The 25,037-nt window shown below is 54.6% G+C and carries 27 protein-coding genes; 19 read left to right on the top strand and 8 right to left on the bottom strand.

The features are described from left to right. The first annotated feature begins 7 nt into the window (after positions 1-7). Both urtE and zinT read left to right on the top strand, forming a co-directional pair. Complete coding sequence (gene urtE, locus L466_RS09730; protein WP_014170038.1) at positions 8-706, top strand: urea ABC transporter ATP-binding subunit UrtE; 699 nt, start codon at positions 8-10, stop codon at positions 704-706. Between the two features lie 52 nt (positions 707-758). Beyond that, entirely contained in the window at positions 759-1,397 is a 639-nt protein-coding gene (gene zinT, locus L466_RS09735; RefSeq protein ID WP_032682001.1) for a metal-binding protein ZinT, read from the top strand. A gap of 48 nt (positions 1,398-1,445) precedes the next feature. On the opposite strand, the gene ydeE is transcribed toward zinT, so the two are convergent. Beyond that, complete coding sequence (gene ydeE, locus L466_RS09740) at positions 1,446-2,639, bottom strand: efflux MFS transporter YdeE (protein ID WP_025204210.1); 1,194 nt, start codon at positions 2,637-2,639, stop codon at positions 1,446-1,448. A gap of 247 nt (positions 2,640-2,886) precedes the next feature. Here ydeE and eamA point away from each other — a divergent pair, with 247 nt between their 5' ends. Then, complete coding sequence (gene eamA / locus L466_RS09745) at positions 2,887-3,786, top strand: O-acetylserine/cysteine exporter (protein WP_020884160.1); 900 nt, start codon at positions 2,887-2,889, stop codon at positions 3,784-3,786. Positions 3,787-3,824: 38 nt separating this feature from the next. On the opposite strand, the gene marB is transcribed toward eamA, so the two are convergent. From marB to marR, 3 genes are read right to left on the bottom strand one after another with little or no spacing between them, the layout of a single operon-like run. Beyond that, the gene (gene marB, locus L466_RS09750; RefSeq protein ID WP_014170042.1) at positions 3,825-4,043 is read right to left on the bottom strand and encodes a multiple antibiotic resistance protein MarB; all 219 of its coding nucleotides are present in this window, start codon (positions 4,041-4,043) and stop codon (positions 3,825-3,827) included. 32 nt (positions 4,044-4,075) lie between these two features. Further along, on the bottom strand, positions 4,076-4,456 hold the full coding sequence (marA, locus tag L466_RS09755) for an MDR efflux pump AcrAB transcriptional activator MarA (protein WP_008502237.1): 381 nt from the start codon (positions 4,454-4,456) through the stop codon (positions 4,076-4,078). Positions 4,457-4,476: 20 nt separating this feature from the next. Then, a complete protein-coding gene (gene marR / locus L466_RS09760) occupies positions 4,477-4,911 on the bottom strand; it encodes a multiple antibiotic resistance transcriptional regulator MarR (protein ID WP_020884159.1) in 435 nt (144 codons plus the stop codon). 256 nt (positions 4,912-5,167) lie between these two features. Here marR and L466_RS09765 point away from each other — a divergent pair, with 256 nt between their 5' ends. Beyond that, positions 5,168-5,833: a MarC family NAAT transporter gene (locus L466_RS09765; RefSeq protein WP_025204209.1), complete on the top strand. Its 666-nt coding sequence runs from the start codon at positions 5,168-5,170 to the stop codon at positions 5,831-5,833. Positions 5,834-5,891: 58 nt separating this feature from the next. On the opposite strand, the gene L466_RS09770 is transcribed toward L466_RS09765, so the two are convergent. Next, positions 5,892-7,088, bottom strand: a complete 1,197-nt coding sequence (locus L466_RS09770; protein WP_020884157.1) for a sugar transporter — start codon at positions 7,086-7,088, stop codon at positions 5,892-5,894. Positions 7,089-7,265: 177 nt separating this feature from the next. Here L466_RS09770 and L466_RS09775 point away from each other — a divergent pair, with 177 nt between their 5' ends. Further along, positions 7,266-8,054, top strand: a complete 789-nt coding sequence (locus L466_RS09775; RefSeq protein ID WP_032681018.1) for a PhzF family phenazine biosynthesis protein — start codon at positions 7,266-7,268, stop codon at positions 8,052-8,054. Positions 8,055-8,081: 27 nt separating this feature from the next. Continuing rightward, entirely contained in the window at positions 8,082-8,882 is an 801-nt protein-coding gene (locus tag L466_RS09780) for a PhzF family phenazine biosynthesis protein (protein ID WP_032681016.1), read from the top strand. 51 nt (positions 8,883-8,933) lie between these two features. Here L466_RS09780 and L466_RS09785 read toward each other — a convergent pair whose 3' ends face one another. Next, on the bottom strand, positions 8,934-9,896 hold the full coding sequence (locus tag L466_RS09785) for an NmrA/HSCARG family protein (protein ID WP_032681015.1): 963 nt from the start codon (positions 9,894-9,896) through the stop codon (positions 8,934-8,936). Between the two features lie 92 nt (positions 9,897-9,988). Between L466_RS09785 and L466_RS09790 the strand changes: the two genes are divergently transcribed. Together L466_RS09790 and L466_RS09795 are read left to right on the top strand one after the other, a co-directional pair. Beyond that, the gene (locus tag L466_RS09790) at positions 9,989-10,900 is read left to right on the top strand and encodes a LysR family transcriptional regulator (RefSeq protein WP_226876130.1); all 912 of its coding nucleotides are present in this window, start codon (positions 9,989-9,991) and stop codon (positions 10,898-10,900) included. 61 nt (positions 10,901-10,961) lie between these two features. Continuing rightward, the gene (locus L466_RS09795) at positions 10,962-11,444 is read left to right on the top strand and encodes a GNAT family N-acetyltransferase (protein ID WP_014170050.1); all 483 of its coding nucleotides are present in this window, start codon (positions 10,962-10,964) and stop codon (positions 11,442-11,444) included. Here the strand turns inward: L466_RS09795 and L466_RS09800 are convergent. Beyond that, entirely contained in the window at positions 11,398-12,276 is an 879-nt protein-coding gene (locus L466_RS09800; protein ID WP_014170051.1) for a putrescine utilization regulator PtrR, read from the bottom strand. The two genes, L466_RS09795 and L466_RS09800, sit on opposite strands and share 47 nt — an antisense overlap. Positions 12,277-12,375: 99 nt before the next feature. Between L466_RS09800 and sad the strand changes: the two genes are divergently transcribed. The 9 genes from sad (at position 12,376) to L466_RS09845 (ending at position 22,745) form a co-directional block, all read left to right on the top strand. Then, complete coding sequence (gene sad / locus L466_RS09805; RefSeq protein ID WP_032681013.1) at positions 12,376-13,764, top strand: succinate-semialdehyde dehydrogenase; 1,389 nt, start codon at positions 12,376-12,378, stop codon at positions 13,762-13,764. 116 nt (positions 13,765-13,880) lie between these two features. Continuing rightward, positions 13,881-15,470, top strand: a complete 1,590-nt coding sequence (locus L466_RS09810) for a methyl-accepting chemotaxis protein (protein ID WP_032682000.1) — start codon at positions 13,881-13,883, stop codon at positions 15,468-15,470. Between the two features lie 62 nt (positions 15,471-15,532). Then, positions 15,533-16,459 (top strand): glutaminase B, encoded by a 927-nt coding sequence (glsB, locus tag L466_RS09815; protein WP_025204200.1) that lies wholly within the window; start codon positions 15,533-15,535, stop codon positions 16,457-16,459. Continuing rightward, positions 16,459-16,815, top strand: a complete 357-nt coding sequence (locus L466_RS09820; RefSeq protein WP_014170055.1) for a DUF4186 domain-containing protein — start codon at positions 16,459-16,461, stop codon at positions 16,813-16,815. Before glsB ends, L466_RS09820 begins: the two co-directional genes overlap by 1 nt. A 113-nt stretch (positions 16,816-16,928) precedes the next feature. Then, positions 16,929-18,374: a sensor domain-containing diguanylate cyclase gene (locus L466_RS09825; RefSeq protein WP_032681012.1), complete on the top strand. Its 1,446-nt coding sequence runs from the start codon at positions 16,929-16,931 to the stop codon at positions 18,372-18,374. Positions 18,375-18,483: 109 nt separating this feature from the next. Beyond that, positions 18,484-19,449, top strand: a complete 966-nt coding sequence (locus L466_RS09830) for a sensor domain-containing diguanylate cyclase (RefSeq protein ID WP_014170057.1) — start codon at positions 18,484-18,486, stop codon at positions 19,447-19,449. Positions 19,450-19,531: 82 nt separating this feature from the next. Then, entirely contained in the window at positions 19,532-20,059 is a 528-nt protein-coding gene (locus tag L466_RS09835) for a GNAT family N-acetyltransferase (protein ID WP_032678147.1), read from the top strand. Between the two features lie 117 nt (positions 20,060-20,176). Continuing rightward, on the top strand, positions 20,177-21,628 hold the full coding sequence (locus L466_RS09840; RefSeq protein WP_032681011.1) for a tagaturonate reductase: 1,452 nt from the start codon (positions 20,177-20,179) through the stop codon (positions 21,626-21,628). A gap of 202 nt (positions 21,629-21,830) precedes the next feature. Beyond that, on the top strand, positions 21,831-22,745 hold the full coding sequence (locus L466_RS09845) for a bestrophin family protein (RefSeq protein ID WP_032681009.1): 915 nt from the start codon (positions 21,831-21,833) through the stop codon (positions 22,743-22,745). Here L466_RS09845 and L466_RS09850 read toward each other — a convergent pair. Continuing rightward, complete coding sequence (locus L466_RS09850; protein ID WP_020884145.1) at positions 22,733-23,281, bottom strand: GNAT family N-acetyltransferase; 549 nt, start codon at positions 23,279-23,281, stop codon at positions 22,733-22,735. The two genes, L466_RS09845 and L466_RS09850, sit on opposite strands and share 13 nt — an antisense overlap. A gap of 143 nt (positions 23,282-23,424) precedes the next feature. On the opposite strand from L466_RS09850, the gene L466_RS09855 reads away from it, so the two are divergent. Together L466_RS09855 and L466_RS09860 are read left to right on the top strand one after the other, a co-directional pair. Further along, on the top strand, positions 23,425-23,865 hold the full coding sequence (locus tag L466_RS09855) for a GNAT family N-acetyltransferase (protein WP_032681007.1): 441 nt from the start codon (positions 23,425-23,427) through the stop codon (positions 23,863-23,865). Between the two features lie 145 nt (positions 23,866-24,010). Then, positions 24,011-25,006 carry an alpha/beta fold hydrolase gene (locus L466_RS09860; protein WP_032681006.1) on the top strand — a complete coding sequence of 332 codons (996 nt, stop codon included), beginning with the start codon at positions 24,011-24,013 and terminating at the stop codon, positions 25,004-25,006. The last annotated feature ends 31 nt before the right edge of the window (positions 25,007-25,037 follow it).

The raw sequence follows: 25,037 nt of genomic DNA, 5'->3' as shown, positions 1-25,037 counted from the left end.
AGCCGTCATGTTACAGGTGAATGAACTGAATCAGTATTACGGCGGCAGTCATATTCTGCGCGGGGTCAGTTTTGAAGCGGCGACCGGTGAAGTGACCTGTCTGCTGGGGCGCAACGGGGTGGGGAAAACCACGCTGCTCAAGTGTCTGATGGGCCTGATCCCGGTAAAAACAGGAGACATTATCTGGCAGGGAAAAAAAATCACCCACAGCAAACCGCACCAGCGCGTGCAGTCCGGTGTGGCCTATGTTCCACAGGGGCGTGAGATTTTTCCACGCTTAACGGTCGAGGAGAATCTGTTGCTCGGGCTGTCACGCTTCCCCGCCCGCGACGCAAAGCGCGTCCCGGAGGATATCTGGCAGTTGTTCCCGGTGCTTAAAGAGATGAAGCATCGTCGTGGAGGCGATCTCTCCGGCGGTCAGCAGCAACAGCTGGCGATTGGTCGCGCCCTGGCGAGCCGGCCACAGCTGTTAATCCTCGACGAACCTACGGAAGGTATTCAGCCGTCGGTAATCAAAGAGATAGGCCTGGTTATCCGCAAGCTGGCGGACAGAGGGGATATGGCAATCCTGCTCGTAGAGCAGTTTTACGATTTCGCCGCTGAACTTGCCGACAGCTATCTGCTGATGTCGCGCGGGACCATCATTCAGCGTGGACGGGGCGATACAATGGAACAAGAGGGCGTTCGCGGACTGGTTGCGATTTGAAATGTTATATTATAACATCCTCATTCTTATAAAACGGAGTGAGGAGTTTGTTTTGGCTGCACATATTGGCAAATTTGCAATGACTCTGGGGGCGCTGCTGGTAAGCGGTCAGCTGTTTGCCCATTCGCATGGACATCAGATGACGGAAGCGGAACAGAAGGCGGCGAGCGGCGTCTTTGAGGATAAAGACGTCAAAGACAGAAAGCTGTCTGACTGGGATGGGACATGGCAATCCGTCTATCCGTTTTTGCTCGATGGCGCGCTGGATCCGGTTTTTAAACAGAAAGCGCAGAAGGATAAAAAATCCTTCGACGAGGTGAAAGCCTACTACCGCACAGGGTATGCGACGGACGTTGAGGCTATCGGCATCGAAAACAACGTGATGGAATTCCACAAAGGTAAGGCTATCAGTCGCTGCCAGTATGATTACAGCGGCTATAAGATCCTGACTTATGCATCAGGTAAGAAAGGGGTTCGCTATCTGTTCGAGTGTAAAGATCCGGACAGCAAGGCGCCGAAGTTTGTCCAGTTCAGCGACCATACCATCGCCCCAAAAGCCTCTTCCCATTTCCATATCTTTATGGGCAACACCTCCCACGAGGCGCTGCTAAAAGAGATGGATAACTGGCCGACGTACTACCCGAACGAAATGTACAAACAGCAGGTGGTCGACGAGATGCTGCACCATTAATGGCCTGCCCGATGCCGGGTGGGCGTCATGCCGCCCGGCGTCGAGGACTTAAGCCACTTTCGGCATTTCGCACCACGCCTTCACGCTCATTCCACGCAAAATCATCAGCCAGGCAATCACGATGGCAACCATCATGATCGCAAACAATGACCAGTGCGGCAGGTTGGTAAGGATAATACCGGTGATCATCGGGTTTGCCGCCGCCCCAAGCCAGCCCAGCGCCTGTGCAGAGAAATAACTCGCTTTCATACCCGGCGGGGCAATATTGTCGATCAGCATATATTCGCCAGGTGCATAGATAATCTCACCCAGCGTAAACACCGCTGCCGCAATACCCCAGTAGACCAGGTTTTCCCCGGAGAGCATAAAACCGCCCAGACCCAGGACGAAGAAGAGTGTTCCCACCGTCATCAGCGGACGTATATTGGTGGCGGAGATCTTGCGACCGATAACGTATTGCAGGGTGACGACCACCGCAGCATTCACCGGCAGCACCACAGCGACCACGTTTTGCGCAAAGTTGCTGTCGGCATTCGCAGCCAACACGTACTGCGAAATACAGCTGGCGAATGACCCGCCCACATACGACGCCAGCAGGCCGGAAAGGGTATACCAGAAGAGCGCGCGGTCTTTAAGCAGTACTGACGGTTGCCACGGCATTTTCTCTTCGGTGGCATCGAGCGCAACGCTTTTTTGCACGAAGAAATGGATAAAACCGAGCGGCAGTGCGGCACAAAAAGCGGCCAGCCAGAACGGCAGCTGCAGGCTGTACATCACCAGTAAGGTGCCCACCGGCGGCCCGATCGTCCAGCCAATGTTCAGGAAGCTATAGTTTAGCGAGAAAACGCGCGCTTTTTGGCTCGAGGTCAGCACATCGGCAAACCAGGCCTTCAGCACCGTTGAAAATACCGAATAGGCGCAGTTAATCAGGGAAAAGAAGAGCACCACCAGCGTGACGTTATCCACCAGCGGGATAGCAACAAACCCGGCAATAAAGGCGACGATAGAAATCAGCATGTAGCGCTTTTTATCAAACTTATCGGCGAGGATGCCAAACCCCATACTGAATACCACACCGACGGTAAGCGCAATGGTCAGGGCATAACCAATATTCTCAACGCTCATATTAAATACGCGCGTGAGATAGATGGTCATAAACGGCAGCGTTGCCCCACGACCAATGGTTAATAATAACGACGACGCCAGCAGCGCTGCGGTTGAGCGCCTGAGTGATGGTTTCATATTCCTGCCTGACAATTGCGTTTGGTATTTTGAGCCGCAGAGATTCTGGCCGCGCTCGCTCGCCGCCATCCTGCAACGTGTATTATTTTAGGTATATATCAGGAGTATCACGACATAAGGGGCTTGTATAGCACCTAATTTATCCGTAAGTGCTTCAGTTGACTGCCAGAAATAATGATCTTCTCGTGGCATGTTTTTTTCGTTACCTTGAAGTGTTTACAAAAATTTAATCATTCAGGGGCAGAGTATGACGCGAAAAGACGGGCTGCTGGCGTTGCTGGTGGTCATCGTATGGGGTCTGAATTTTGTGGTCATCAAGCTTGGGTTGCATAACATGCCCCCACTCATGCTGGCCGGTTTGCGTTTTCTGCTGGTAGCCTTCCCGGCGCTCTTCTTTGTCGCGCGCCCGAAAATTCCGTTCAGACTCTTACTGGGATACGGCCTGACCATCAGCTTTGGCCAGTTCGCGTTTCTGTTCTGCGCCATTAAGTTCGGGATGCCCGCCGGTCTGGCTTCTCTGGTGTTACAGGCTCAGGCGTTCTTTACCATTATTCTCGGGGCGTTTGTCTTTGGCGAGCGTCTGCAGGGTAAACAGCTGGCGGGGATCACCCTTGCGGTGTTCGGCGTGCTGGTGCTGATAGAAGCCAGCCTGAACGGGCAGCACGTGGCGTTACTGGGCTTTATGTTAACGCTGGCGGCGGGGCTGAGCTGGGCCTGCGGGAATATCTTCAACAAGCTGATTATGCAGCATGAGGCGCGCCCGAAGGTGATGTCGCTGGTGGTCTGGAGCGCCTTGATCCCCATTGTTCCGTTTATGGTTGCGGCGCTCATTTTTGATGGGCCGGACGTGATGCTGAAAAGCCTGGTGGAAATCGATCTCACCACCATTTTATCGCTGATCTACCTGGCGTTTGTGGCCACCATTATTGGTTACGGGATCTGGGGATCGCTGCTGGGTCGCTACGAAACCTGGCGCGTTGCGCCGTTATCCCTGCTGGTTCCGGTGGTAGGGTTGGCCAGCGCCGCGCTGTTGCTCGATGAAAAGCTGAGTGCGCTGCAGCTGCTGGGGGCCGTGCTGATCATGGCCGGGCTGTACATCAACGTGTTTGGTTTGCGCGTGCGTCGGGTAACGCGGGCAAGAGGATAGGCATAAAAAAAGCCCCGCATCCGCGGGGCAAAAACGAATCAGAAGCTGTGCTGATTATAATAAGGCACGCCTAACTCGTCGGATTTGTCACTACCAGCACCCATGTGGTTGAAGTCATAAGGTGACTGGTCATGTGCTGACGGCAAAATCATCGTGTCACGATTATTTTGCTGCGTTGCACGAGGGGTTTGCTCCGCGAAGGTCTGGCTGGAAAACAGCACCAGCAAGGCGAGGGCGGCGGAGGCTGTAACTTTCATGATTTCCTCGGTTACGTCTTTACAGGCGATGATTAACTACAATGTTTTAGTGGATACAGGTATCGGGATTCACCCGGCACGCTGGTAATACGGTATTTGTGAGGCGGCACGTCGAAGTAGTTCTTAAACGTACGCGTCAGGGTTTGCTGTGATTCAAAACCGTAACGTTCCGCCAGATAAAGGATCGGCTCATTGCTTTCTTTCAGCTTCTGGGCAATTTCCGTCAGCTTGCGGCTGCGAATATATTGACCTAATGAATGGCCGGTCTCTTTTTTGAACATCCGTTGCAGGTGCCATTTGGAGTAACCTGAACGCTCTGACACTTTTTCAAGGGAGAGCGGCGATTCCAGGTTATCTTCGATCCAGTCCAAAATGCTATGAATAGTAATAGCGTCAGTATTGCGTCTGGACATCGTCATACCTCTTTTTCTGTTTACGGCAGTATTTTCTTAAGCAAAAGCTCAAGCGTTGCCACTTCATCTGCCGTTAAATTTTTTGTTAGTTCCTGATGCAGTGTTTGTCCTACTAGTTGATGACATTGCTCGCACATAGCCGCGCCATCGCTGGTGAGTTTCACCAGGACGCCGCGTTTGTCATTCGGGTTAGGGCTTCGTTCTATCCATCCTTTGCAAACGAGACGATCGAGCATGCGGGTTAGCGCACCCAGATCGACAGAGAGCACCTTTTTCAGCTCAACCGGCGTGATACACACTTCGCAGCGAATGGAGCACAGCACTTTGAACTGCGTGGCGGTGATATCCAGCGGTGACAGATAGTCATTGAGCAGGCGATCTTTTTTCTGGTTAACCATATGAATAAGACGACCCAGCGGAATAATGTCGTTAAAGAGATCACTGGTGCTTTTCACAATGGTTGCCCTGGCAAGTAGTTTAGTCACGGCAGATATTATTGCTCAGGCAAGTATAAGTCAACTGAATGGATCAGCGGATGCCACGAATTGCTAAAACGTTTCATGAACTTTTTTTGCATGCTTTCAATTCAAATAGATAACGAAGGGTTATCGTTAATGACCGTAAATAATCGTTACGTTGAGCGAATGGCTGAACGTCACACTTTCACCCTATAATTGCGGTGATAAACATGGATAAGGACAACGACGCACTATGTTGGATTTGATTAAAGCAATTAGTCTGGGGCTGGTGGTATTGCTGCCGTTGGCTAACCCGCTAACGACGGTTGCGCTCTTTCTGGGGCTGGCAGGGAACATGAACAGCGCCGAGCGTAACCATCAGTCGATGATGGCTTCAGTCTATGTGTTTGCCATCATGATGGTGGCTTACTACGCCGGACAGCTGGTGATGAACACCTTCGGAATCTCCATCCCGGGTCTGCGTATTGCTGGCGGACTGATTGTTGCCTTCATCGGGTTCCGTATGCTGTTCCCTGCGCAGAAAGCGCATGAGTCACCTGAGGCCAAAAGCAAATCCGAAGAGCTGGAAACCGAGCCCAGCGCGAATATTGCTTTTGTCCCACTGGCGATGCCCAGTACGGCGGGGCCAGGAACGATTGCGATGATCATCAGCTCCGCGTCAACGGTGCGGGATGGCTCGACCTTTCCCGACTGGGTCATCACGGTTGCGCCCCCGCTGATTTTTGCACTGATTGGTATCATCGTATGGGCATCCTTGCGCAGTTCAGGCGCGATCATGCGCTGGGTCGGCAAGGGCGGTATTGAGGCGATTTCCCGCCTGATGGGCTTCTTACTGGTGTGTATGGGCGTGCAGTTTATTATCAACGGCGTGCTGGAGATTATTAAGACGTACCATTAATCACCCGCCCGGTAACGTAAAACGGCAACCTTGGTTGCCGTTTTACGTTGACTGCGGTCTACCCGTGATGGGCCTGTTCTTCCAGTGCGACCGGCCATTTACGGAAGATGAGCAGGGACCAGATGAGCGCCACCAGTGCCGGAATGGCACCCAGATAGCCAATCGCCGACATCGACACGTGAAGGCTAATCTGATTTCCCAGCAGCGCGCCCGCGCCAATACCGAGATTGAAAATCCCCGAGAACAGTGACATCGCCACATCCGTTGCGTCCGGGGCGAGGGCCAGCACCTTCACCTGCATACCCAGACCGATAATCATGATCGCCACTCCCCAGAACAGGCTCAGGACGGCCAGATGACCCTCGCTGCCCGCCGCTGGCATGAGTAACACCAGGCACGCCAGCAGTAAACCAATGGCGCTGCTGACCAGCGCCGACGCGTGCTGATTGCCGAGCTTACCAAACAGAATACTGCCAATAATGCCCGCGCCCCCCAGGATCAACAGCAGAACGGTGGCAAAGTTGGCGCTAAAGCCGGCCACGACCTGAACGAACGGCTCAATATAGCTGTAGGCGGTGTAATGCGCCGTGACCACAATGACCGTCAGCAGATAGATACTCAGCAATGCCGGACGACGCATTAACAGCGGCAGGCTTTTCAGCGAGCCGGAGTGTTCGCTTGGCAGCTTCGGCAGCAGTTTAATCAGGCAGACCAGGGTGATCATTGCCCCCATGCCGATAGCGAAGAACGTGGTTCGCCAGCCAAAGTATTGCCCAACGATACGGCCAATCGGCAGGCCCAGGACCATAGCCAGTGCCGTGCCGGTGGCGATCAGGCTCAGCGCCTGCGCGCGTTTACCCGCAGGTGCCAGGCGGATGGCCAGTGACGCGGTGATCGACCAGAATACGGCATGGGCAAAGGCGATACCGACTCGGCTGATGACCAGCACCGTAAAGTTCCACGCCAGAAACGACAGGACGTGGCTGACGATAAACAGGGCAAACAGCCCGATCAGCAGCTTTCGCCGTTCCATCTGGCTGGTCAGCAGCATAAACGGCAGTGACATCAGTGCCACCACCCAGGCATAGATGGTCAACATAATGCCCACCTGCGCGGTTTCCATCTGGAAACTTTCAGCGATGTCAGACAACAGCCCAACCGGAACAAATTCTGTGGTATTAAAAATAAACGCGGCAATTGCCAGCGTGACCACGCGTAGCCACGCGACTCTGCGGGTAACTGTGTTCGTTGTCATAGCGATGTCGGAGATTCGTTGCTGAAAAGAAGAGGAGACGATCTTAAAACGTCAACCGGCGAAAACTCAACCATTATGTGATGCAGATCTCAAAATTCACCTGGTAAAAGCGGTAGCCGGGGGAATGGTTTTCATTGAATATAAAAGAACATCACAACAAAAACAGGCGGTAAGACAATGCAGGAGATTGATTTTTATCTGGTAGATGCGTTCAGCAATGCCTCGTTTGGTGGAAACCCGGCGGCCGTGTGCCCGTTAGACGCATGGTTGCCTGATGAGACACTGCTCAGAATGGCACAGCAGCATAATCAGTCGGAAACGGCGTTTTTCGTCTGCAGTAAAGCGGGAATTGAGTTACGCTGGTTTACCACCCTTACCGAAGTCAACCTTTGCGGACATGCCACACTGGCAGCCGCGTACGTCCTGTTTAATGAACTCAACTATCCTGACCCGCGTATCCACTTTGATACCGCCTCTGGCCAGCTGACGGTTAGCCGGGAAGGGGACTGGATGACGCTGGACTTCCCGGCATGCCCGACGCAGGAAGAGACGCCCCCGCCGGCGATGCTTGCAGCGCTGGGGATCGGCCATTACGTAGAAGCCCGTAAGGGGCGAGCCTGGGTGGTGGTTCTGGAAAACCGCCAGCAGGTTGAGGCGCTCTCGCCGAATATCTCGGCAATGACGCCTGGCGAACATAAGGTCAGCGTGACGGCGCGGGGAGAGGGGGATTATGATTTTGTGAGCCGCTTTTTCTCACCGGGAGTTGCCGTCTGGGAAGATCCGGTCACCGGATCCGCGCATACAATGCTTATTCCCTACTGGAGTGAAAAACTGGGTAAAACAGCGATGTTTGCCCGCCAGGTGTCGGCTCGTGGCGGTGATCTGCGCTGCGAACTGAAAGGTTCACGCGTGCTGATGAGCGGGCAGGCCTCGCTTTATCTGAAAGGCACCGTCTTTCTGCGCTAAATAACCATAACAAAAGAGGAAGAGACAATGCAGGAAATTGATTTCTATCTGGTCGATGCCTTCAGCGACAGGGCGTTTGGCGGCAACGCAGCGGCGGTTTGCCCCCTGGAAGAGTGGCTGCCGGACGAGACGCTGCTCAACATGGCGCAACAGCACAATCAGTCTGAGACGGCCTTTTTCGTACGCACTGACGGCGGATTCGAGCTGCGCTGGTTCACTACCCTTGACGAAATTAACCTGTGTGGACATGCCACACTGGCGGCATCGCATGTCATTTTCGAATACCTTGATTATCCACACACGGAAATCACCTTCACCACCCGTTTCGTCGGCGAGCTGACGGTAAAACGCAGCGGTGACTGGCTGACGCTCAACTTCCCGGCCTGGCCGACGGCGGTCGTCGACAATCCGCCAGCGCTGCTGTTGAGCGCGCTGGGCATTGAGCGGGCAAAAGAGGTGCGTGTCGGGCGCGACTACATGGTGGTGCTGGAGAACCAGCAGCAGGTAGAGGCCCTTACGCCGGATATCTCGGCAATGATTCCACTGGATAAGATGGTCTGCGTCACGGCACCGGGCGATGAATATGACTTCGTCAGCCGCTTCTTCTGTCCGGGAGAAGGGGTGCCGGAAGATCCGGTTACGGGGTCCACTCACAGCATGTTGATTCCCTACTGGAGCGAAAAGCTGGGCAAAACCGTGCTGAACGCGCGCCAGGTCTCGCGACGGGGCGGGGATTTACGCTGTGAGCTGGCGGGGGACCGGGTGTTAATCGGCGGTCAGGCCACCCTGTATCTGAAAGGGCATATCTATTTACGCCAGGCGATGTAAGCCAGGAATGGGCCACCGTCATTTCATCATCGGGAATGACGGTGGCTTGCGTTAATCAAACGTTCGTTTTTCCCCTTGCCAGCCAGACGTAATCAGAAATTCACGCCACGTTAAGGTGGCAGGGTTTATGGTTCTGCTCCAGGTGAGATCCCGGTCTTTTCCGTAATAGCCGTAGTTCACGGCATATTCCGTCATGCCGGTAATTTCACTGACCAGTGCCGCGTTGTCTGCGAAATCGGGGAAGTGGTGAAGGAGTGCTTCTCGCGTGTAGGCTGAGCGATACCGGGCTTTTATGCCGGTGACCTCCGTGAAGGTTTCCACCATCTCACGCGGCGAAAGACACTCACCGACAACGGGTAACGTCATGCCGTTGTAGTGTTCAGGGTTATCGAACATCTCAAGCACCGCAGGGCCGGTCGCCGTGAGCGGGTCGACAAAGGGCGCCCGAACGTCTTCCGGGAGATAGAGGGGAAAGATCAGCTCGTCGCCTTCTTTACGCGGCGGATAATATTCGGCCAGATTGGTGTAAAAGAACGCCAGTTGAATAAACGACGCGCTGACGGGGAGTGTGCGGATGTACTCCTCAATTCGGCCCTTATCGCTGAAATGAGGAGCCCATAGAGTTCCGCCCGTTATTCTCTCGACGTTTTCCAGACTGCTGAAGACAAGGTGTTTTACCCCGGCGTTGACGGCGGCATCTGTAAGCCTGTAGCCCAGCGCCGTTTCACCCGTTGGCATCTGCGTCGATACGGGGATGAAACCCGGTGTCATCAGAAACGCTCCGTCTGACTCGGCAAACGCCCCGATCAGATGCGCATCATTGCCCGTCTTAAGGGTGATTTGTCTCAGTTCAGCACCCCGTTCCGCCAGCTGTTTCGCCGCAGGAGAGTCCGTGTTTTGCGTTAAGGCGCGCACCCGATAGCGCCCACTTTGCAGCAAGGTTGTGGTTACGCTACGTCCTTGTTTACTGGTGGCACCAAAAACTGTTATGAGTGGTTTTTTATCATACGACATTTCATTCTCGCTCTGTGTTGTTGCGGTAGTGCATTATCGGAATGCGGGCGGCGAGCGTGAAATCGATTTATTTCTTACATGATATCCATCCTATGAATACCAAAAAGCCTGACGTAAACCTGCTGCTGACTCTGGAAGCGCTGGTCGCGGAGCAAAATGTCACCAGGGCCGCCAGCCGGCTTTGTCTTAGCCAGCCTGCCGTCAGCGCGCAGCTTAACCGGCTGAGGGGGATGTTTAACGATCCGTTATTGATCCCGGGGCGCAGGGGGATGACGCCAACCCCCAAAGCTCTAGAGCTGATGGCGACGCTTGGCGGGGCGCTGGCAAAAATACGGGATACGCTGCAATCACATGAGGACTTTGATCCGCTGCACGATTCGCTAACGGTCTCTCTGGCCTGTACTGATTACGTGCAGGCCGCGGTCATTATGCCGCTGATTGTGACCCTGCAAGAGATTGCCCCCGGCGTGCGTATTGCTGTCAGGAATTACGATCCGCATCAGCTAGCCCATCAACTGAGCTCAGGCGATGTTGATGCTGCCATTGCTACGCCAGACCCTGCGCAGGCGCAGCTCAGAACGCAACATCTTTATGACGAATCGTACGTGCTTATCGGGCGCCCTCAGCATCCTGAACTGAACGACCAACTGACAATGGAAGCGTTCGCAAAACTTGAGCATATTATCGTGTCCCCCTCGGGAGGCGGTTTTACCACGCCGCTCGATGTCATGCTGGCGGAGTCAGGGTTGCAACGTAAGGTTGCGGTGTCTGCGGCATCATTTCTGTTTGTTCCCGGCATGGTGCAGATGAGCCATCTGGTAGCACTGGTGCCCCGACGATTGATTATGGGAACCGTTAACCCGCTCACCGTGGTGGAACTCCCCTGGCTGAAAGAGACGTTTGACGTCAGTCTTATCTGGCATGAACGCAGCCATAACCACGCCGGACACCGCTGGTTAAGGAATACCCTCGTCAGCCTGAACGGCAATGCTGATATAAGTTAACGGTATGAAGCACGTGTGCAGGGCTGCGCTATGTTGAAATAAAAACAACAAGGAGCCCGCCATGTATTCCATTACCGCTGAATCTGCACATCACCCTGATATTTTGCATCTGATTGCCGCGCTTGACCGCTATCAGAGCGAACTCTATCCCGCTGAAAGTAACCACCTGCTCGATCTGACCGAACTGCCGACAGCCTCGCTGATCCTGATGATTATTCGGGACCGGCAGCTTCATGCCGTCGGGTGTGGTGCCGTGGTGCTCAACGGCGACGGGACCGGTGAAATGAAACGGGTGTATATCGATCCGGCTCATCGCGGGCAACATCTCGGCGAGATGCTGCTGGCGGCGCTGGAAGATGAAGCCCTGAGCCGTCACTGCCACACGCTTCGCCTGGAGACGGGCATCCGGCAACATGCCGCCGTCCGTCTGTATGAGCAGTGCGGCTATGAGCAACGTCCGGCGTTTCCGCCGTATGTTGATGACCCGCTGAGCCTGTTTATGGAGAAGGCACTGGTGGTTGACGTTCGTTTAGCAGCGCTATAAAAGCCTCCAGCGGGCGGGTCATAGCCCCGCGGCGCCAGACCAGCCAGGTGGTAAGCCAGCGCCAGTTTTCTGCCAGCGGCCAGGCTTCCACCTGATGGTGGCCTGGCATACTTTCCAGCATCGAACGAGGCATCAGCGCGATACCGGCGCCCGCGATGACGCAGGCGAGCATGCCGTGATAAGACTCCATCTCATGAATACGCCCGGGCGTGGCTCTGTCGGCGTGAAACCAGCTTTCCAGATGTCGGCGATACGAACAGTTTGCGCGAAAGGCGTAGACGTCACTGCCGCTTACCTGCGTGGCGCGTGCCACTTCTGCATGCCCGGCGGGCGTGACCAGCATCATCTCTTCCCGGTAAACCGGCATGCCTTCCAGCTCCGGATGCGAAAGGGGGCCGTCAACAAACGCGGCGCTTAAGGTTCCCTCCAGTACGCCGTCAATCATTGTGCCGGACGGCCCGGTAGAGAGGGCAAACTGGATACGTGGATAACGCTGGTTAAACTGCGCCAGGCTTTCCGGAATACGCACGGCGGCGGTACTCTCCAGCGCGCCAAGCGCAAATAATCCCTGTGGTTCATCACCGGCGACGACCATTCGTGCCTCATCGACCAGTGCCAGGATCTGCTTGCTGTAGCGCAGGAAGTTATGCCCGGCGGGAGATAAACGTAAACGCTGGTTCTCACGAATAAACAGCTCAACGCCAAGATCGGCCTCCAGCTGGCGGATGCGGGTGGTCAGGTTCGACGGAACGCGATGCACCTTTTGCGCCGCCTGGGTGATGCTGCCGGTGAGCGCCACGGCGTTAAACATTTCAAGCTGAGTTAAGTCCATACCATTCTCGATTCGTGAACAAGGTGGTTAGTATTATTCATTTTTAAGAAATAGCAGAGTGCGCCACAATGAATCAACCGTTATTACGTGGAGACCATCATGACTTATTCCTCTGCTACACATGCCCTCTCTGTTAACCCAGCCACCGGTGAGACGCTCGCGGCGTATCCGTGGGCGAGCACCGACGACGTTGAACGCGCAATTGCGCAGGCTGATGCCGGTTTTCGTCAGTGGAGACGCGTAAGCGTTTCAGACCGGGCGCAAAAGCTGCGCGATCTCGCCAGCGCGCTGCGCAACCGTGCAGACGAGATGGCCCGAATGATCTCCCGTGAGATGGGCAAACCCATTTTGCAGGCGCGTGCTGAAGTGGCAAAATCCGCCAGCCTCTGCGACTGGTATGCGGAACACGGTCCGGCAATGCTGCAGCCTGAACCGACCCTGGTAGAAAACCAGAACGCGGTGATTGAATACCGACCGCTGGGACCTGTTCTTGCCGTCATGCCGTGGAACTTCCCGCTCTGGCAGGTACTGCGTGGCGCGGTACCCATCCTGCTGGCCGGGAACAGCTATCTGCTCAAGCATGCGCCAAACGTACTCGGCTCGGCTGACCTTATTGCGCAGGTATTTGCTGACGCCGGTTTTCCGCAGGGTGTCTTTGGCTGGGTGAATGCCACGAATGAGGGCGTGAGCCAGGCGATCAACGACCGTCGTATTGCCGCCGTAACCGTAACCGGCAGCGTGCGCGCGGGTGCGGCGATTGGTGCGCAGGCAGGGGCAGCACTGAAGAAATGCGTTCTGGAGCTGGGCGGTTCAGATCCGTTTATTGTGCTCAATGATGCTGATTTGGATCTGGCGGTGAAAGCAGCCGTGGCCGGACGTTATCAGAATACCGGACAGGTTTGCGCCGCCGCTAAGCGCTTTATTGTGGAAGAGGGCATCGCTGATGCTTTCACCCAGCGTTTTGTCGAGGCGACGGCAGCCCTGAAGATGGGGGCGCCGGATAGCGAAGAAAACTTTATTGGCCCGATGGCGCGATTTGACCTGCGTGATGAACTGCATCAGCAGGTGCAGGCCACGCTGGCCGAAGGCGCCACGCTGCTGCTTGGCGGGGAGAAAGTTGCCGGTGAAGGTAACTACTATGCACCGACCGTGCTGGGGAATGTCACTGCCAGCATGACGGCATTTCGTCAGGAGCTGTTTGGTCCGGTTGCGGCGGTTAGCGTTGCGAAAGACGCGGAGCACGCCCTGCAGTTGGCTAACGACAGCGATTTTGGTCTGTCCGCAACCGTCTTTACCGCGAACGATACGCTGGCGGAGAAATTCTCCCGTGAGCTGGAGTGCGGTGGGGTGTTCATCAATGGTTTCAGCGCCAGCGATGCGCGCGTGGCCTTTGGCGGCGTGAAGAAGAGCGGTTTTGGTCGTGAGCTTTCCCACTTCGGTCTGCACGAGTTCTGTAACGTGCAGACGGTATGGAAGAACAGAGTCTAGTTCGCTCTCCGATGACGGCCTTCAGCACGAAGGCCGTTGTCATTTTCCTGCAATGGTTCTGTCATTTTCGTTTCGTAGACTCGCACGCGTCTAACGTCTTGTTACTGAAGAAAATTATGAACCTAACGCAAATTTTTCGCCGTATTGCGCAGCGCCTCATCCCTCGTCAGTTTGGCCTGCTGACCGGTATTTTCTGTATTATTGGTCTTTTCTCCGCACTGCAACTCTCCTCTTCATTTTTGCTCAATGCTTCCCTGAAGGACGCTCAGCGCAACGAGCAGCAAAATCTGCTGGCGTACCAGCAACAGAGCAAACTGGATCTGGCCCGCGTGTCTCTGCTGGCAGCAAGCGATCTGCTTAACCGCTCCGGCGTCTGGTTTATGCAGGATAAAGAGACCGGCTCTGAAGGAAGCTGGCACAGCCTGATGGACGAAGCTCAGGCGTCGCTGACGGTTTCTCAGCAGGCCTGGAACGCCTGGCTGGCGCTCAATCCGCCAAAAGATGATGCCCTGATCACCAGCTACCAGCTTTTCTACGGTGCCATCAAGGAGCAGGCGGAAGGGCTCATCAAGACCAACACGATCGACGCCTTTTTTGCCGTACCTGCCCAGGCTTTTCAGACTGACTTCAACGAAAACTATGCCCGCTATCAGCAGGCCAGCGAGAAGCAGGCGATGCAGGGCCGCCAGAGTCTGATGGCGCAACTCTCTGGCCTGCAAACGCTTTTTCTGATAGCGCCGGTTCTGCTACTTGCCATCGCCGTTCTGGTGTGGTTCGGCATGTCCCGCTGGGTCATTACGCCGCTGCATCGGTTGATTGCTCACATTAACCAGCTGGCGGCAGGAGACCTGTCCGGTACACCGCCGGGCGTACTGCGCTTTAACAAGGAGATCGGACAGTTAAGCGACAGTGTTTCCACCCTGCAGCACGGACTGCAGGAACTGGTGACCCAGGTCAGCAATGCCACCCACGCAATGGTCGAAAATATAGGCTCGCTGGCGCAGGGCAACCAGAAGCTGTATCTGCAGTCGGCTCGTCAGGCGAAAGAGCTTGAGGATGTGACGACACACATTGCCGCGCTGGAAAACCACGTGGAAGGGAATACAGGTTATGCAAAACTCGCCAGCTCCAGGGCGGACGAGGCGCGCCAGGTAGCCGCGGGTGGCGATCGGATGATGACGACCGTCAATGCCTCCATGCAGGCGATCGTTGACCGATCGTCAGAGATGCGCGGGATCGTGGCGATGATCGACAGCGTGGCGTTTCAGACCAACATTCTGGCACTGAATGCGGCCATCGAGGCCGCCCATGCGGGGAACCACGGGCGCGGGTTCGCCGTTGTCGCCCGGGAAGTGGGGCTGCTGGCCAGAAAGAGCAGCCACTCGACGCAGACTATTCAGGCGCTGATCAATCACTCTTTGCAGGGCATCGAAGACGGTTCCCGGGCCGTTAACCTGCTGGAAGATAATCTGCAGCAGGTGATCGGGCTGGTGGCTAATTTAAGCAGTCTGCTGAATGAGATCTCGGTCGCGACCCTGAGCCAGGGGGAGAGCATTCATCAGATGACGCGGCAGCTTCAGGCGCTGAATCAGGTTTCCCGTCAGACCGACATGCTGGTGTCTGACGCGTCGGATGCCTCTGAACGGCTGCATAAGCAATCCGATCTTTTATTGCAGGCGGTTTCGCGTTTTCGTCTTAGCGCCTGACGCAACATATAAGCCTCTGTTATACTCGCAGCCCGTTTTAGCCTGAGGGCAAGGAGCAAAGTGTGGCTGCGGTCATCCATAATGAGATGTTGGACGAGATTCTGTCGCAGGTTCGTCCGTTAATTGGAAAAGGGAAGGTTGCCGACTATATTCCGGCCCTTGCCTCGGTCAGCGGGAATAAGCTGGGTATTGCCATTTGTACGGTAGACGGGCAGCGTTACCAGGCCGGTGACGCCACCGAGCGTTTTTCAATTCAGTCCATTTCAAAAGTACTCAGTCTGGTTGCGGCCATGCGCCAGTATGAGGAAGACGAAATCTGGCATCGCGTGGGGAAAGATCCGTCCGGGCAGCCTTTCAACTCACTGCTTCAGCTCGAAATTGAACAGGGTAAACCGCGTAACCCGTTTATCAATGCCGGTGCGCTGGTGGTTTGCGATATGCTGCAAAGCCGTCTCAGCGCCCCTCGCCAGCGTATGCTTGAAATTGTCCGCCAGCTCTCGGGCGTCGCCGATATTGCCTACAATGCGGTGGTGGCGCGCTCGGAGTTTGAACACTCCGCCCGTAACGCGGCTATCGCCTGGCTCATGAAATCGTTTGGTAACTTCCATAACGATGTCGCCACCGTGCTGCAAAACTATTTTCATTACTGCGCGCTCGAAATGAGCTGTGTTGAACTGGCACAGACATTCTTGTTCCTCGCCCATCAGGGGCATGCGCCGCACCTCGCGCAAGATGTTGTCTCGCCCATGCAGGCGCGTCAGGTGAATGCCCTGATGGCGACCAGCGGGATGTATCAGAACGCCGGAGAGTTTGCCTGGCGCGTCGGTCTTCCGGCTAAATCGGGTGTCGGGGGCGGGGTGGTGGCAATCGTGCCTCACGAAATGGCGATTGCCGTCTGGAGCCCGGAGCTGGATGAAACGGGAAATTCACTTGCCGGTGTGGCAGTTCTGGAGAAACTGACCCAACGTCTGGGACGTTCCGTATACTGATGTCGACCCTGGATCCGCTTTTTGCCCGCCTGGCACGATCGCCTTTTCGTTCGCGCTTTCGCTTAGGCACGAAGGAACGGCAGTACTGCTGGGACAAAGGTGCCGAAACCATTGACCAGCACGCCGCCGATTTTATTGCCCGGCGTCTTGCACCGGCCCATCCCACCAATGACGGGAAACAGACGCCCATGCGCGGTCATCCGGTGTTTATCGCTCAGCATGCCACCGCCACCTGTTGTCGTGGCTGTCTGGCAAAGTGGCATAACATTCCGCAGGGTGTTCAGCTCAGCGCGCAGCAACAGCATTATATCGTCAGCGTGATCCACCACTGGCTGGTGCTGCAGATGAACGCCTAAATTTGACGAGTTATGATCCTGTTGTATTTGTGTTATAGATGCAGGTTAAGTTAGTTCAGATCCTGCTGACGATCGACATAATCGCCATAAGTTATTATACGGAATGATATTTAATGCGTTCTGCTCTCTCTGCCTTCAGGTTTTTTCAACCCGATACTCCGCTGCGTAATGCGTCGTGGATCTTTATTCTCACCACCTTATTCTATTTTGTGGGTGCTGAATTGCGTCTGGTTGAAGCGTTGTCGCTGTTCTGGCCACTGAATGGCGTTATGGCGGGAGTATTCGCCCGTTATGCTTATCTGAATCGTCTGCATAACTACGCGGTCGCGTATGTTGCCATGCTGATGTACGACGCGGTCACCACCAGCTGGGGAATGGCCTCGCTGGTGATTAACCTGTCGAATATGATTTTTATCGTCGTGGTCGCCATACTGGTTCTGCGTGATAAACGGCTGATGAAAACCCCCGATCCGCTTAATGCGCTGCGTCTGTTTAACTACTGCCTGATTGCTGCGCTGCTGTGTGCCTTGCTTGGCGCGGTGGGGTCGGTCGGTATCGACAGTCACACCTTCTGGCCGCTGTTTGCCGACTGGTTTAGCGAGCAGTTTTCAACGGGGGTGCTGATTGTGCCGTGTATGCTGACGATTAGCCTGCCCGTGCGTGATATTCAGTTACGCCTGGAACAGCTGTTCCCGGTTATGGCGTTGATTGTCTCGGTGGTCGCGTCGGTGGTGATTGGCGGCGCGGGGAGCCTCTGTTTCCCGCTGCCGGCGCTTATCTGGTGTGCGGTACGCTTCCCGCTGCCCGTCACCTGTTTACTGACGTTTCTCACGGGCGCCGTTGAGATCATTCTGGTTGCCAACTCCATTATCAATATTGCCGTCGCGACACCGCTTTCGACCCCGATGATGTTCTCAGCCCGGCTGGGCATTGCCACCATGGCTATCTGTCCGGTGATGGTCTCCGTCAGCGTGGCGGCCATTAATTCACTGATTCGTCAGGTGTCACTGCGGGCAGATTATGATTTTCTGACGCATGTCTATTCCCGCTCCGGGCTTTATGAAGCGTTAAAGCAAGAAGAGGCGCACCGGCATTCGCGTTTTTTAACCGTCATGCTGCTGGATATCGATTACTTCAAAAGCATCAATGATAACTACGGTCACGAGTGCGGTGACCGCGTACTGGCGGCCTTTGCCCGGCAGGTTCAGCAGGTTGTCGGTGAGGACGGTATGGTAGCGCGAATGGGCGGAGAAGAGTTCGCGGTGGTCGTGAACTCCGGGGATGCGCAGCACGGTTTTGAACTGGCTGAACGCATTCGAACCACCGTCGCACATCATCCGTTTACCTGGCGCCAGCAGACGCTGTATCTGACCGTCAGCATTGGCCTGGGCAGCGGTAAATCTGAGTCATGGCAGTTGACGGAGGTCTTTAATAAGCTGATGGCTGAAGCGGACGATCATCTCTATCGTTCAAAGAAAGCGGGGCGAAATCGGACCAGCGCCCGGTTGTCGGATGAGCAGGTTACTGCAACGTCCGGCAGCGAAACATCACTGCATTAGTCGTCATGAGCCAGTGACGTTAACAAATAGCGTCTGAACAGGATATTCGTACACTGACAATGTCTCTGTTTAAGCTACGCTTTTAGTAAAGCTTGCGTCAGGAGACGTTATGAAAACACCTGCAACCCCTGAAAACGAAACGGAACGTCTGAACTCGCTGCGCGAATCAGGCCTGCTTGAAATCGACAGTTCGCCGGCCTTTGACCGCCTGACGCGTCTGGCAAAACGCTTTTTCCAGGTGCCGCTGGCGATGGTCAATCTTATCGATGAGCATTCGCTGATCGTGAAGTCGGCTGATGGCCAGGCACCGGACTCTGTCCCGCGCAATATCTCATTTTGTGGCCATACGATCCTCAGCGAAGCGCCGCTGGTGGTGGGGGACATGCGTCAGGATGACCGCTTTGCCGATAATCCGCTGGTGGCCGGTGAGCCCGGCGTTCGTTTCTACGCTGGTTTCCCGCTGCGTCTGCGCGACGGCGCGAGCGTCGGATCGCTTTGCCTGATTGATTATTCTCCGCGCGAGTTTACGGCGGCCGATCTTGCCGTGCTGGGAGACCTGGGCGCGCTGGCAGAAGATGAATTTGCCGCCGTCAGTGCGGCGACTACCGATGAACTCACCGGCTTATTCAACCGTCGGGGCTTTAATCAGCTCGTCCGGTTTACCCTGTCCGTCGCCCGACGCCGTGCAGAGCCGTTAACCCTTGGCTGGCTGGATCTGGATCGTTTTAAGGAGATAAACGATCGGTACGGCCACGAGGAAGGGGATAAGGCGCTGAACGTGATGGCGCAACTGATGCGTTCCTCCTTCCGTGAGGCGGATCTGCTGGTTCGCTTTGGCGGGGATGAGTTTGCCGTGCTGTTCGCCGATACGGATGAGCAGGGGGCCTGGATTGCGATGCAGTATCTGGCCGAGCAGGTCGAAAATTATAATGCCCGCAAACTGCATCCGTGGTCGCTTCTGTTCTCGTGGGGACTCAGTGAATTCGACCACAATGGCCATGACCTGCAACAGTGGCTAAAAGAGGCCGATGAAAAGATGTATGCCATGAAGCAGCAACGCCACCGCGAAAGATGACATAACAAAAGCCTATGATCGATCCGTTTGCGTTAATAAGATGTTAATTGCACAGTGACGGTATTCAACGTAAGGAAAAACAATGAATACCTCACTGCACATCAAAAACCTCACCCGGGAAGAGATCCTCACCCACCTTGATGCGTTGTCCGCGATCCTCGAAAACTGCGTTAACGGCGGCGCATCCGTCAGTTTTATGTTGCCCTTTAGCCCGGAAAAAGCGCGTGCTTTCTGGCGCGGTATTGCTGAGAGCGTGGGACGCAATGAACGTCTTGTGCTGGCCAGTATCGATCCGCAGGACGGTGTTATCGGCACGGTACAGTTGATCACCGATCAGCCGGAGAATCAGCCGCATCGCGCGGATGTGGCAAAACTGCTGGTCCATGAAAAAGCGCGCCGTAAAGGGGCGGCAATGGCCCTGATGGAAGAACTTGAAGTACAGGCCAGAGCCAGAGGCATTTCGGTCCTGGTACTGGATACGTCCACCGGCAGCGGTGCCGAGACGTTCTACCAGCGTGCTGGCTGGCAAAAAGTGGGGGAGATCCCGCGCTATGCATTGATGCCGGATGGCGAGATGACCGCCACCTCCGTGTTCTATAAGTTCTTATAATTATTTTTCACAACTCCATCATGAATTGATCAAAACAGGGTTCCCGGTCGTAAAGTTTTGATAAGTTATCGTACCAATCTTATCAGGCTGTATGACTAATTATAAAAGGAACCCATTGTGAACACACTTAACCGTCATGATTTTCCCGGTCCACACTATCCGGAACGTATCATTCAGTTTGGTGAAGGCAATTTCCTGCGGGCGTTTATCGACTGGCAAATCGACCTGTTAAACGAACATACCGATCTCAACGCCGGTGTGGTGGTCGTTCGTCCCATTCAAAGTGATTTTCCGCCGTCGCTGAATACGCAGGATGGTCTGTATACCACGATCATTCGCGGCCTGAACGAGAAAGGCGACGCGGTGAGCGATGCACGTCTTATCCGTTCCGTTAACCGCGAAATCAACGTTTATAATGAATACGATGCGTTCCTCAGGCTGGCTCATAACCCGGAGATGCGCTTTGTGTTCTCGAATACCACGGAAGCGGGGATCGGTTATCACGCGGGCGACACCTTTGAAGATGCGCCTGCCGTCAGCTACCCGGCGAAACTGACGCGATTGCTCTTCGAGCGTTTCAGTCATTTTAACGGTGCGCCAGACAAAGGCTGGGTCATCATTCCGTGTGAACTGATTGACTACAACGGGGATGCGCTGCGGGAGCTGGTGCTGCGCTACGCGCAGGAGTGGGCGCTGCCGACGGCCTTTACTGAATGGTTGAACGATGCCAACTGCTTCTGCTCGACCCTGGTTGACCGCATTGTAACGGGTTACCCGCGTGACGAAGTGGCCGCCCTGCAGACTGAACTGGGTTATCAGGACGGGTTCCTGGATACCGCCGAACACTTCTATCTGTTTGTGATTCAGGGCCCTGACTCCCTTGCCAGCGAACTGCGTCTTGATAAATTCCCGCTCAACGTATTGATCGTGGATGACATCCGGCCTTACAAAGAGCGTAAAGTCGCCATTCTGAACGGTGCGCACACGGCGCTGGTACCGGTAGCCTTCCAGGCCGGGCTGGACACGGTAGGCGAGGCGATGAACGATGCTGACGTGTGTGCTTTTGTCGAAAAAGCTATCTATGAGGAAATTATTCCGGTACTGGATTTGCCGCGTGATGAGCTGGAATCGTTCGCCAGTGCGGTAACGGGCCGTTTCCGTAACCCTTATATCCGACATCAGCTGCTGTCGATTGCCCTCAACGGGATGACCAAGTACCGCACCCGCATTCTGCCGCAGCTGCTGGCAGGGCAGAAAGCAACCGGGTCATTGCCTGCGCGACTGACGTTTGCTTTAGCGGCACTGATTGCGTTTTATCGCGGGGAGCGTAACGGGGAAAGTTACCCGGTTCAGGACGACGCGAACTGGCTGGCGCGTTTCCAGCAGCTGTGGACACAGCATCACGATCGCCAGATCACTACCCGCCAACTGGTAAAATCGGTACTGAGCGTGAGCGAACACTGGGAGCAAGATCTTACGCAGGTTAACGGCCTGGTCGAGCAGGTTACACGGGATCTGGATGCTATTCTGCTTCAAGGAATGCGTGCGGCCGTTAAACCGCTCTGTTAACACCGTTGCCCGGCTTCGGCCGGGTTTTAATGGGGATCTTATTAGTTACAACATACTATTTGCTCTGTTTTTAAAAAACACCTCTGGCACCGTGCGGTTTAGGCTAGCCAGGTCAGAAAATTCAATGTTTTATTAACATGCTTGCAACCGTGAGGGGGATCACGTTTAATAGCCACGCTCTTTTTCTTTCCTGAAACTCACTATGATTGTTCGTCCTAAACAGCACTGGTTACAACTCATCTTTGTCTGGCATGGCTCGGTACTGCCAAAAATTTATACCCGCTTGCTACTCAACTTTTTGCTTTCTATCGCCGTGATCCTGATGCTGCCGTGGTACACGTCCCTTGGCATCAAATTTACCGTTGCGCCCTTTAGCATTCTCGGTGTGGCGATCGCTATCTTTCTCGGTTTCCGAAACAACGCCTGCTATTCACGCTACGTTGAGGCGCGCCAGCTTTGGGGGCAACTGATGATAGCGGCACGCTCTCTGTTTCGCGAGGTAAAAAACACCTTGCCGGACGATAAACATCTCGGCGAGTTTGTCCGCCTGCAGATTGCCTTTGCCAACTGTTTGCGCATGACCCTGCGCCGGGAAACGAACGCCGAACAACTTTCCCGTTATCTTACGGAAGATGATTTACGCAAGGTGATGAACGCCAACTCGCCGGCGAACCGTATTTTACTGATCATGGGGGAGTGGCTTGCCGTCAGGCGTCGCAATGGTGAGCTCTCAGATATCCTGTTCCACAGTCTCAACAACCGACTGAACGACATGTCCATCGTCCTGTCGGGTTGCGAGCGTATTTTGACGACACCCGTACCGTTTGCTTACACGCTGATCCTTCATCGTACGGTGTATCTGTTCTGCATCATGCTGCCGTTCGCGCTGGTCGTCGATCTGCACTACATGACGCCTTTTGTGTCGGCGCTGATTTCTTACACCTTTATCTCGCTGGATACGCTGGCGGAAGAGCTGGAAGACCCGTTTGGTACCGAAGATAACGACCTGCCGCTGGACGCCATCTGCAACATGATGGAACGTGACCTGTTGCAGATGAACGATGAAGAAGAGATCCCCGAAAGACTGTTACCGGATAAATATTATCAACTGACCTGACGGGCATTCCATTCGTCACGGGTGATTTCCCACAGCTCGGAATCCAGCATGCCGCTGACGTACGCTTTCTTTTCTGTCCTGATAAGCCGCATGCCGCTACTGTCTGAAATACGGCGGGAGCGGCTGTTAGCAGCCGCTTTTGGCGCACGCAACACCGGCTTGTTCAGGGTGTTAAACCAATAATCCGTCGCCGCAATACTGGCCTCACGCATGTATCCCTTACCCTGAAACTCCGGCGCCAGCCAGAACCCACGGTTGTTATCTTCGACATCGTACAGGCAGATAATCCCCATCAGCTCATCCGGCGCCTCGCGACGTCGAATACTCCAGAACCAGGCAATGCCTTTTTCCATATCCGGCAGCGCAACGTTATTAACATAATACTCCGCGCCGTTATCCGGGTAGGGCCAGGGCACTGAGGAGACCATATAGCGAACGATTTCCCAGCGCGGATAAAGCCGCTGTATCTGGACGGCATCTTCCGCGACCAGGGGAATGAGTAACAGGCGGTCTGTCGTTAGCGTCGGTATTGTCATCCGTGGTTCTCCCTGTTTAAGCGTTATGTTTTTGTTCACCTTCTGGTATTTTCATCTCTATCACATTCTTTTTCGGTGTGCTGGAATTCTTTACTACCAATAACTGCTTTTAAAAGGCTTTCGATTTGTAATATGAGGAATATATGGCTGTTACGGTAAGAGCTTTACGCGCAGAAGATTATTCCCAGTGGCGTCCGCTGTGGGACGGCTACACCCATTTTTATGACTGTGTCCTCGATGAGTCCGTGACCGCCGCGACATGGCAAAGGGCGATCGACGAGCGATCATCGATGTTTTGCCGGGTTGCGGAAAGCGACGGCAACGTCATCGGCTTCGCCATGTGTATTTTGCACGAAGGAACCTGGTCGACAGCGCCCGTTTGTTATCTGGAAGATCTGTTTGTTGCTGCCAGCCAACGGGGAGCAGGGACCGGAAAAGCACTCATTGACGCCCTGATGGACGAAGGCAAGCGCGAAGGGTGGTCAAAACTTTACTGGGTCACGCGGCAGAACAACCCGGCACGTAAACTCTACGACCAATATGGCGAAGCCGACGATTACGTTCGTTATCGCGTCTCGCTTTAAGACGCAATGACCTGTGTTTGTATCACATTGTATCAACGCCTCTGATACATACACAGGCTTGCAATAAAGGCCCATTCGCACATATCCGCTATACAAACCGATGTTGTTATATCCCCGTGAATCGTACTCAATCGGAGATAACAACATGTTCAGCAAACTCGCATACTCAACTCTCGCATTAACCGTTTCTCTTGGTACCGTCATGTCCTGTCAGGCCGAAGCAACCGGTACTGATTTCACGACGGCGTTTGATCATCCTCAGCAGATTAACGCCGGCGACCTTAACGTCGGTTATGTCGACATCGGCCCGAAAGATGGCCAACCGATCATTTTATTACACGGCTGGCCCTACGATATCCATAGTTATGCGCAAGTTGCTCCCGCGCTGGCTGCCAAAGGATATAGGGTGATTGTGCCTTCTCTGCGTGGCTACGGAACTACCCGTTTCCTCTCAGACAAAACGCCGCGTAACGGCCAGCCTTCGGCCATGGCGAAAGACGTTGTGAACCTGATGGATGCCCTGAACATCAAGCAGGCCGTTTTTGCAGGATACGACTGGGGGGCTCGTACGGCGGACATCGTCGCGGCGCTGTGGCCAGAACGCGTTAAATCGCTGGTCTCCGTCAGTGGATACCTGATCAGCAGCCAGCAGATTGGCAAACAACCCTTACCGCCGAAAGCAGAAGTTCAGTGGTGGTATCAGTTCTATTTCGCCACCGAACGTGGCGCTGAAGGCTACGCCAAAAACACCCATGACTTCGCCCGTTTGATCTGGTCACAGGCATCACCTGACTGGAAATTTAGCGATGCAACGTTTAACGCCAGTGCCAAATCCCTTGATAACCCGGACCATGTCGCGGTGACGCTCAGTAACTATCGCTGGCGTTTAGGGCTGGAAAAAGGGGAGCGCAAATACGACAGTTATGAGCAAAAACTGGCAACGCTTCCGAATATTACCGTCCCGACGATCACCATTGAAGGCGGAAACAACGGGGCGCCGCATCCTGCTCCACAGGCCTACGCCGGGAAGTTCACCGGCAAGTATGAACACCGTACCTTTGGCAAAACCGTAGGCCACAACCCACCACAGGAAGATCCGCAGGATTTCGTCAACGCAGTTGTGGACGCAGATAAACTCTGAAATGTGCTATTTTCAATACGTTACCCTTCAG

Source organism: Enterobacter sp. BIDMC 30 (assembly GCF_000534355.1).
GTDB classification, from domain to species: Bacteria; Pseudomonadota; Gammaproteobacteria; order Enterobacterales; family Enterobacteriaceae; genus Enterobacter; species Enterobacter ludwigii.
This window is presented reverse-complemented; position numbering and strand designations above follow the sequence as displayed.

Excerpts from the sequence above, each read along its gene's own strand:
- L466_RS09850 (WP_020884145.1), bottom strand. The coding sequence starts at position 23,281 with ATGACAATACCGACGCTAACGACAGACCGCCTGTTACTCATTCCCCTG.
- L466_RS09810 (WP_032682000.1), top strand. The coding sequence starts at position 13,881 with ATGAACCTAACGCAAATTTTTCGCCGTATTGCGCAGCGCCTCATCCCT.
- L466_RS09795 (WP_014170050.1), top strand. The coding sequence starts at position 10,962 with ATGTATTCCATTACCGCTGAATCTGCACATCACCCTGATATTTTGCAT.
- L466_RS09780 (WP_032681016.1), top strand. The coding sequence starts at position 8,082 with ATGCAGGAAATTGATTTCTATCTGGTCGATGCCTTCAGCGACAGGGCG.
- L466_RS09860 (WP_032681006.1), top strand. The coding sequence starts at position 24,011 with ATGTTCAGCAAACTCGCATACTCAACTCTCGCATTAACCGTTTCTCTT.
- L466_RS09770 (WP_020884157.1), bottom strand. The coding sequence starts at position 7,088 with ATGACAACGAACACAGTTACCCGCAGAGTCGCGTGGCTACGCGTGGTC.
- ydeE (WP_025204210.1), bottom strand. The coding sequence starts at position 2,639 with ATGAAACCATCACTCAGGCGCTCAACCGCAGCGCTGCTGGCGTCGTCG.
- L466_RS09765 (WP_025204209.1), top strand. The coding sequence starts at position 5,168 with ATGTTGGATTTGATTAAAGCAATTAGTCTGGGGCTGGTGGTATTGCTG.
- urtE (WP_014170038.1), top strand. The coding sequence starts at position 8 with ATGTTACAGGTGAATGAACTGAATCAGTATTACGGCGGCAGTCATATT.
- L466_RS09820 (WP_014170055.1), top strand. The coding sequence starts at position 16,459 with ATGTCGACCCTGGATCCGCTTTTTGCCCGCCTGGCACGATCGCCTTTT.
- L466_RS09845 (WP_032681009.1), top strand. The coding sequence starts at position 21,831 with ATGATTGTTCGTCCTAAACAGCACTGGTTACAACTCATCTTTGTCTGG.
- L466_RS09825 (WP_032681012.1), top strand. The coding sequence starts at position 16,929 with ATGCGTTCTGCTCTCTCTGCCTTCAGGTTTTTTCAACCCGATACTCCG.
- marA (WP_008502237.1), bottom strand. The coding sequence starts at position 4,456 with ATGTCCAGACGCAATACTGACGCTATTACTATTCATAGCATTTTGGAC.
- L466_RS09835 (WP_032678147.1), top strand. The coding sequence starts at position 19,532 with ATGAATACCTCACTGCACATCAAAAACCTCACCCGGGAAGAGATCCTC.
- sad (WP_032681013.1), top strand. The coding sequence starts at position 12,376 with ATGACTTATTCCTCTGCTACACATGCCCTCTCTGTTAACCCAGCCACC.
- L466_RS09800 (WP_014170051.1), bottom strand. The coding sequence starts at position 12,276 with ATGGACTTAACTCAGCTTGAAATGTTTAACGCCGTGGCGCTCACCGGC.
- eamA (WP_020884160.1), top strand. The coding sequence starts at position 2,887 with ATGACGCGAAAAGACGGGCTGCTGGCGTTGCTGGTGGTCATCGTATGG.
- marB (WP_014170042.1), bottom strand. The coding sequence starts at position 4,043 with ATGAAAGTTACAGCCTCCGCCGCCCTCGCCTTGCTGGTGCTGTTTTCC.
- L466_RS09830 (WP_014170057.1), top strand. The coding sequence starts at position 18,484 with ATGAAAACACCTGCAACCCCTGAAAACGAAACGGAACGTCTGAACTCG.
- L466_RS09785 (WP_032681015.1), bottom strand. The coding sequence starts at position 9,896 with ATGTCGTATGATAAAAAACCACTCATAACAGTTTTTGGTGCCACCAGT.
- L466_RS09855 (WP_032681007.1), top strand. The coding sequence starts at position 23,425 with ATGGCTGTTACGGTAAGAGCTTTACGCGCAGAAGATTATTCCCAGTGG.
- L466_RS09775 (WP_032681018.1), top strand. The coding sequence starts at position 7,266 with ATGCAGGAGATTGATTTTTATCTGGTAGATGCGTTCAGCAATGCCTCG.
- L466_RS09790 (WP_226876130.1), top strand. The coding sequence starts at position 9,989 with ATGAATACCAAAAAGCCTGACGTAAACCTGCTGCTGACTCTGGAAGCG.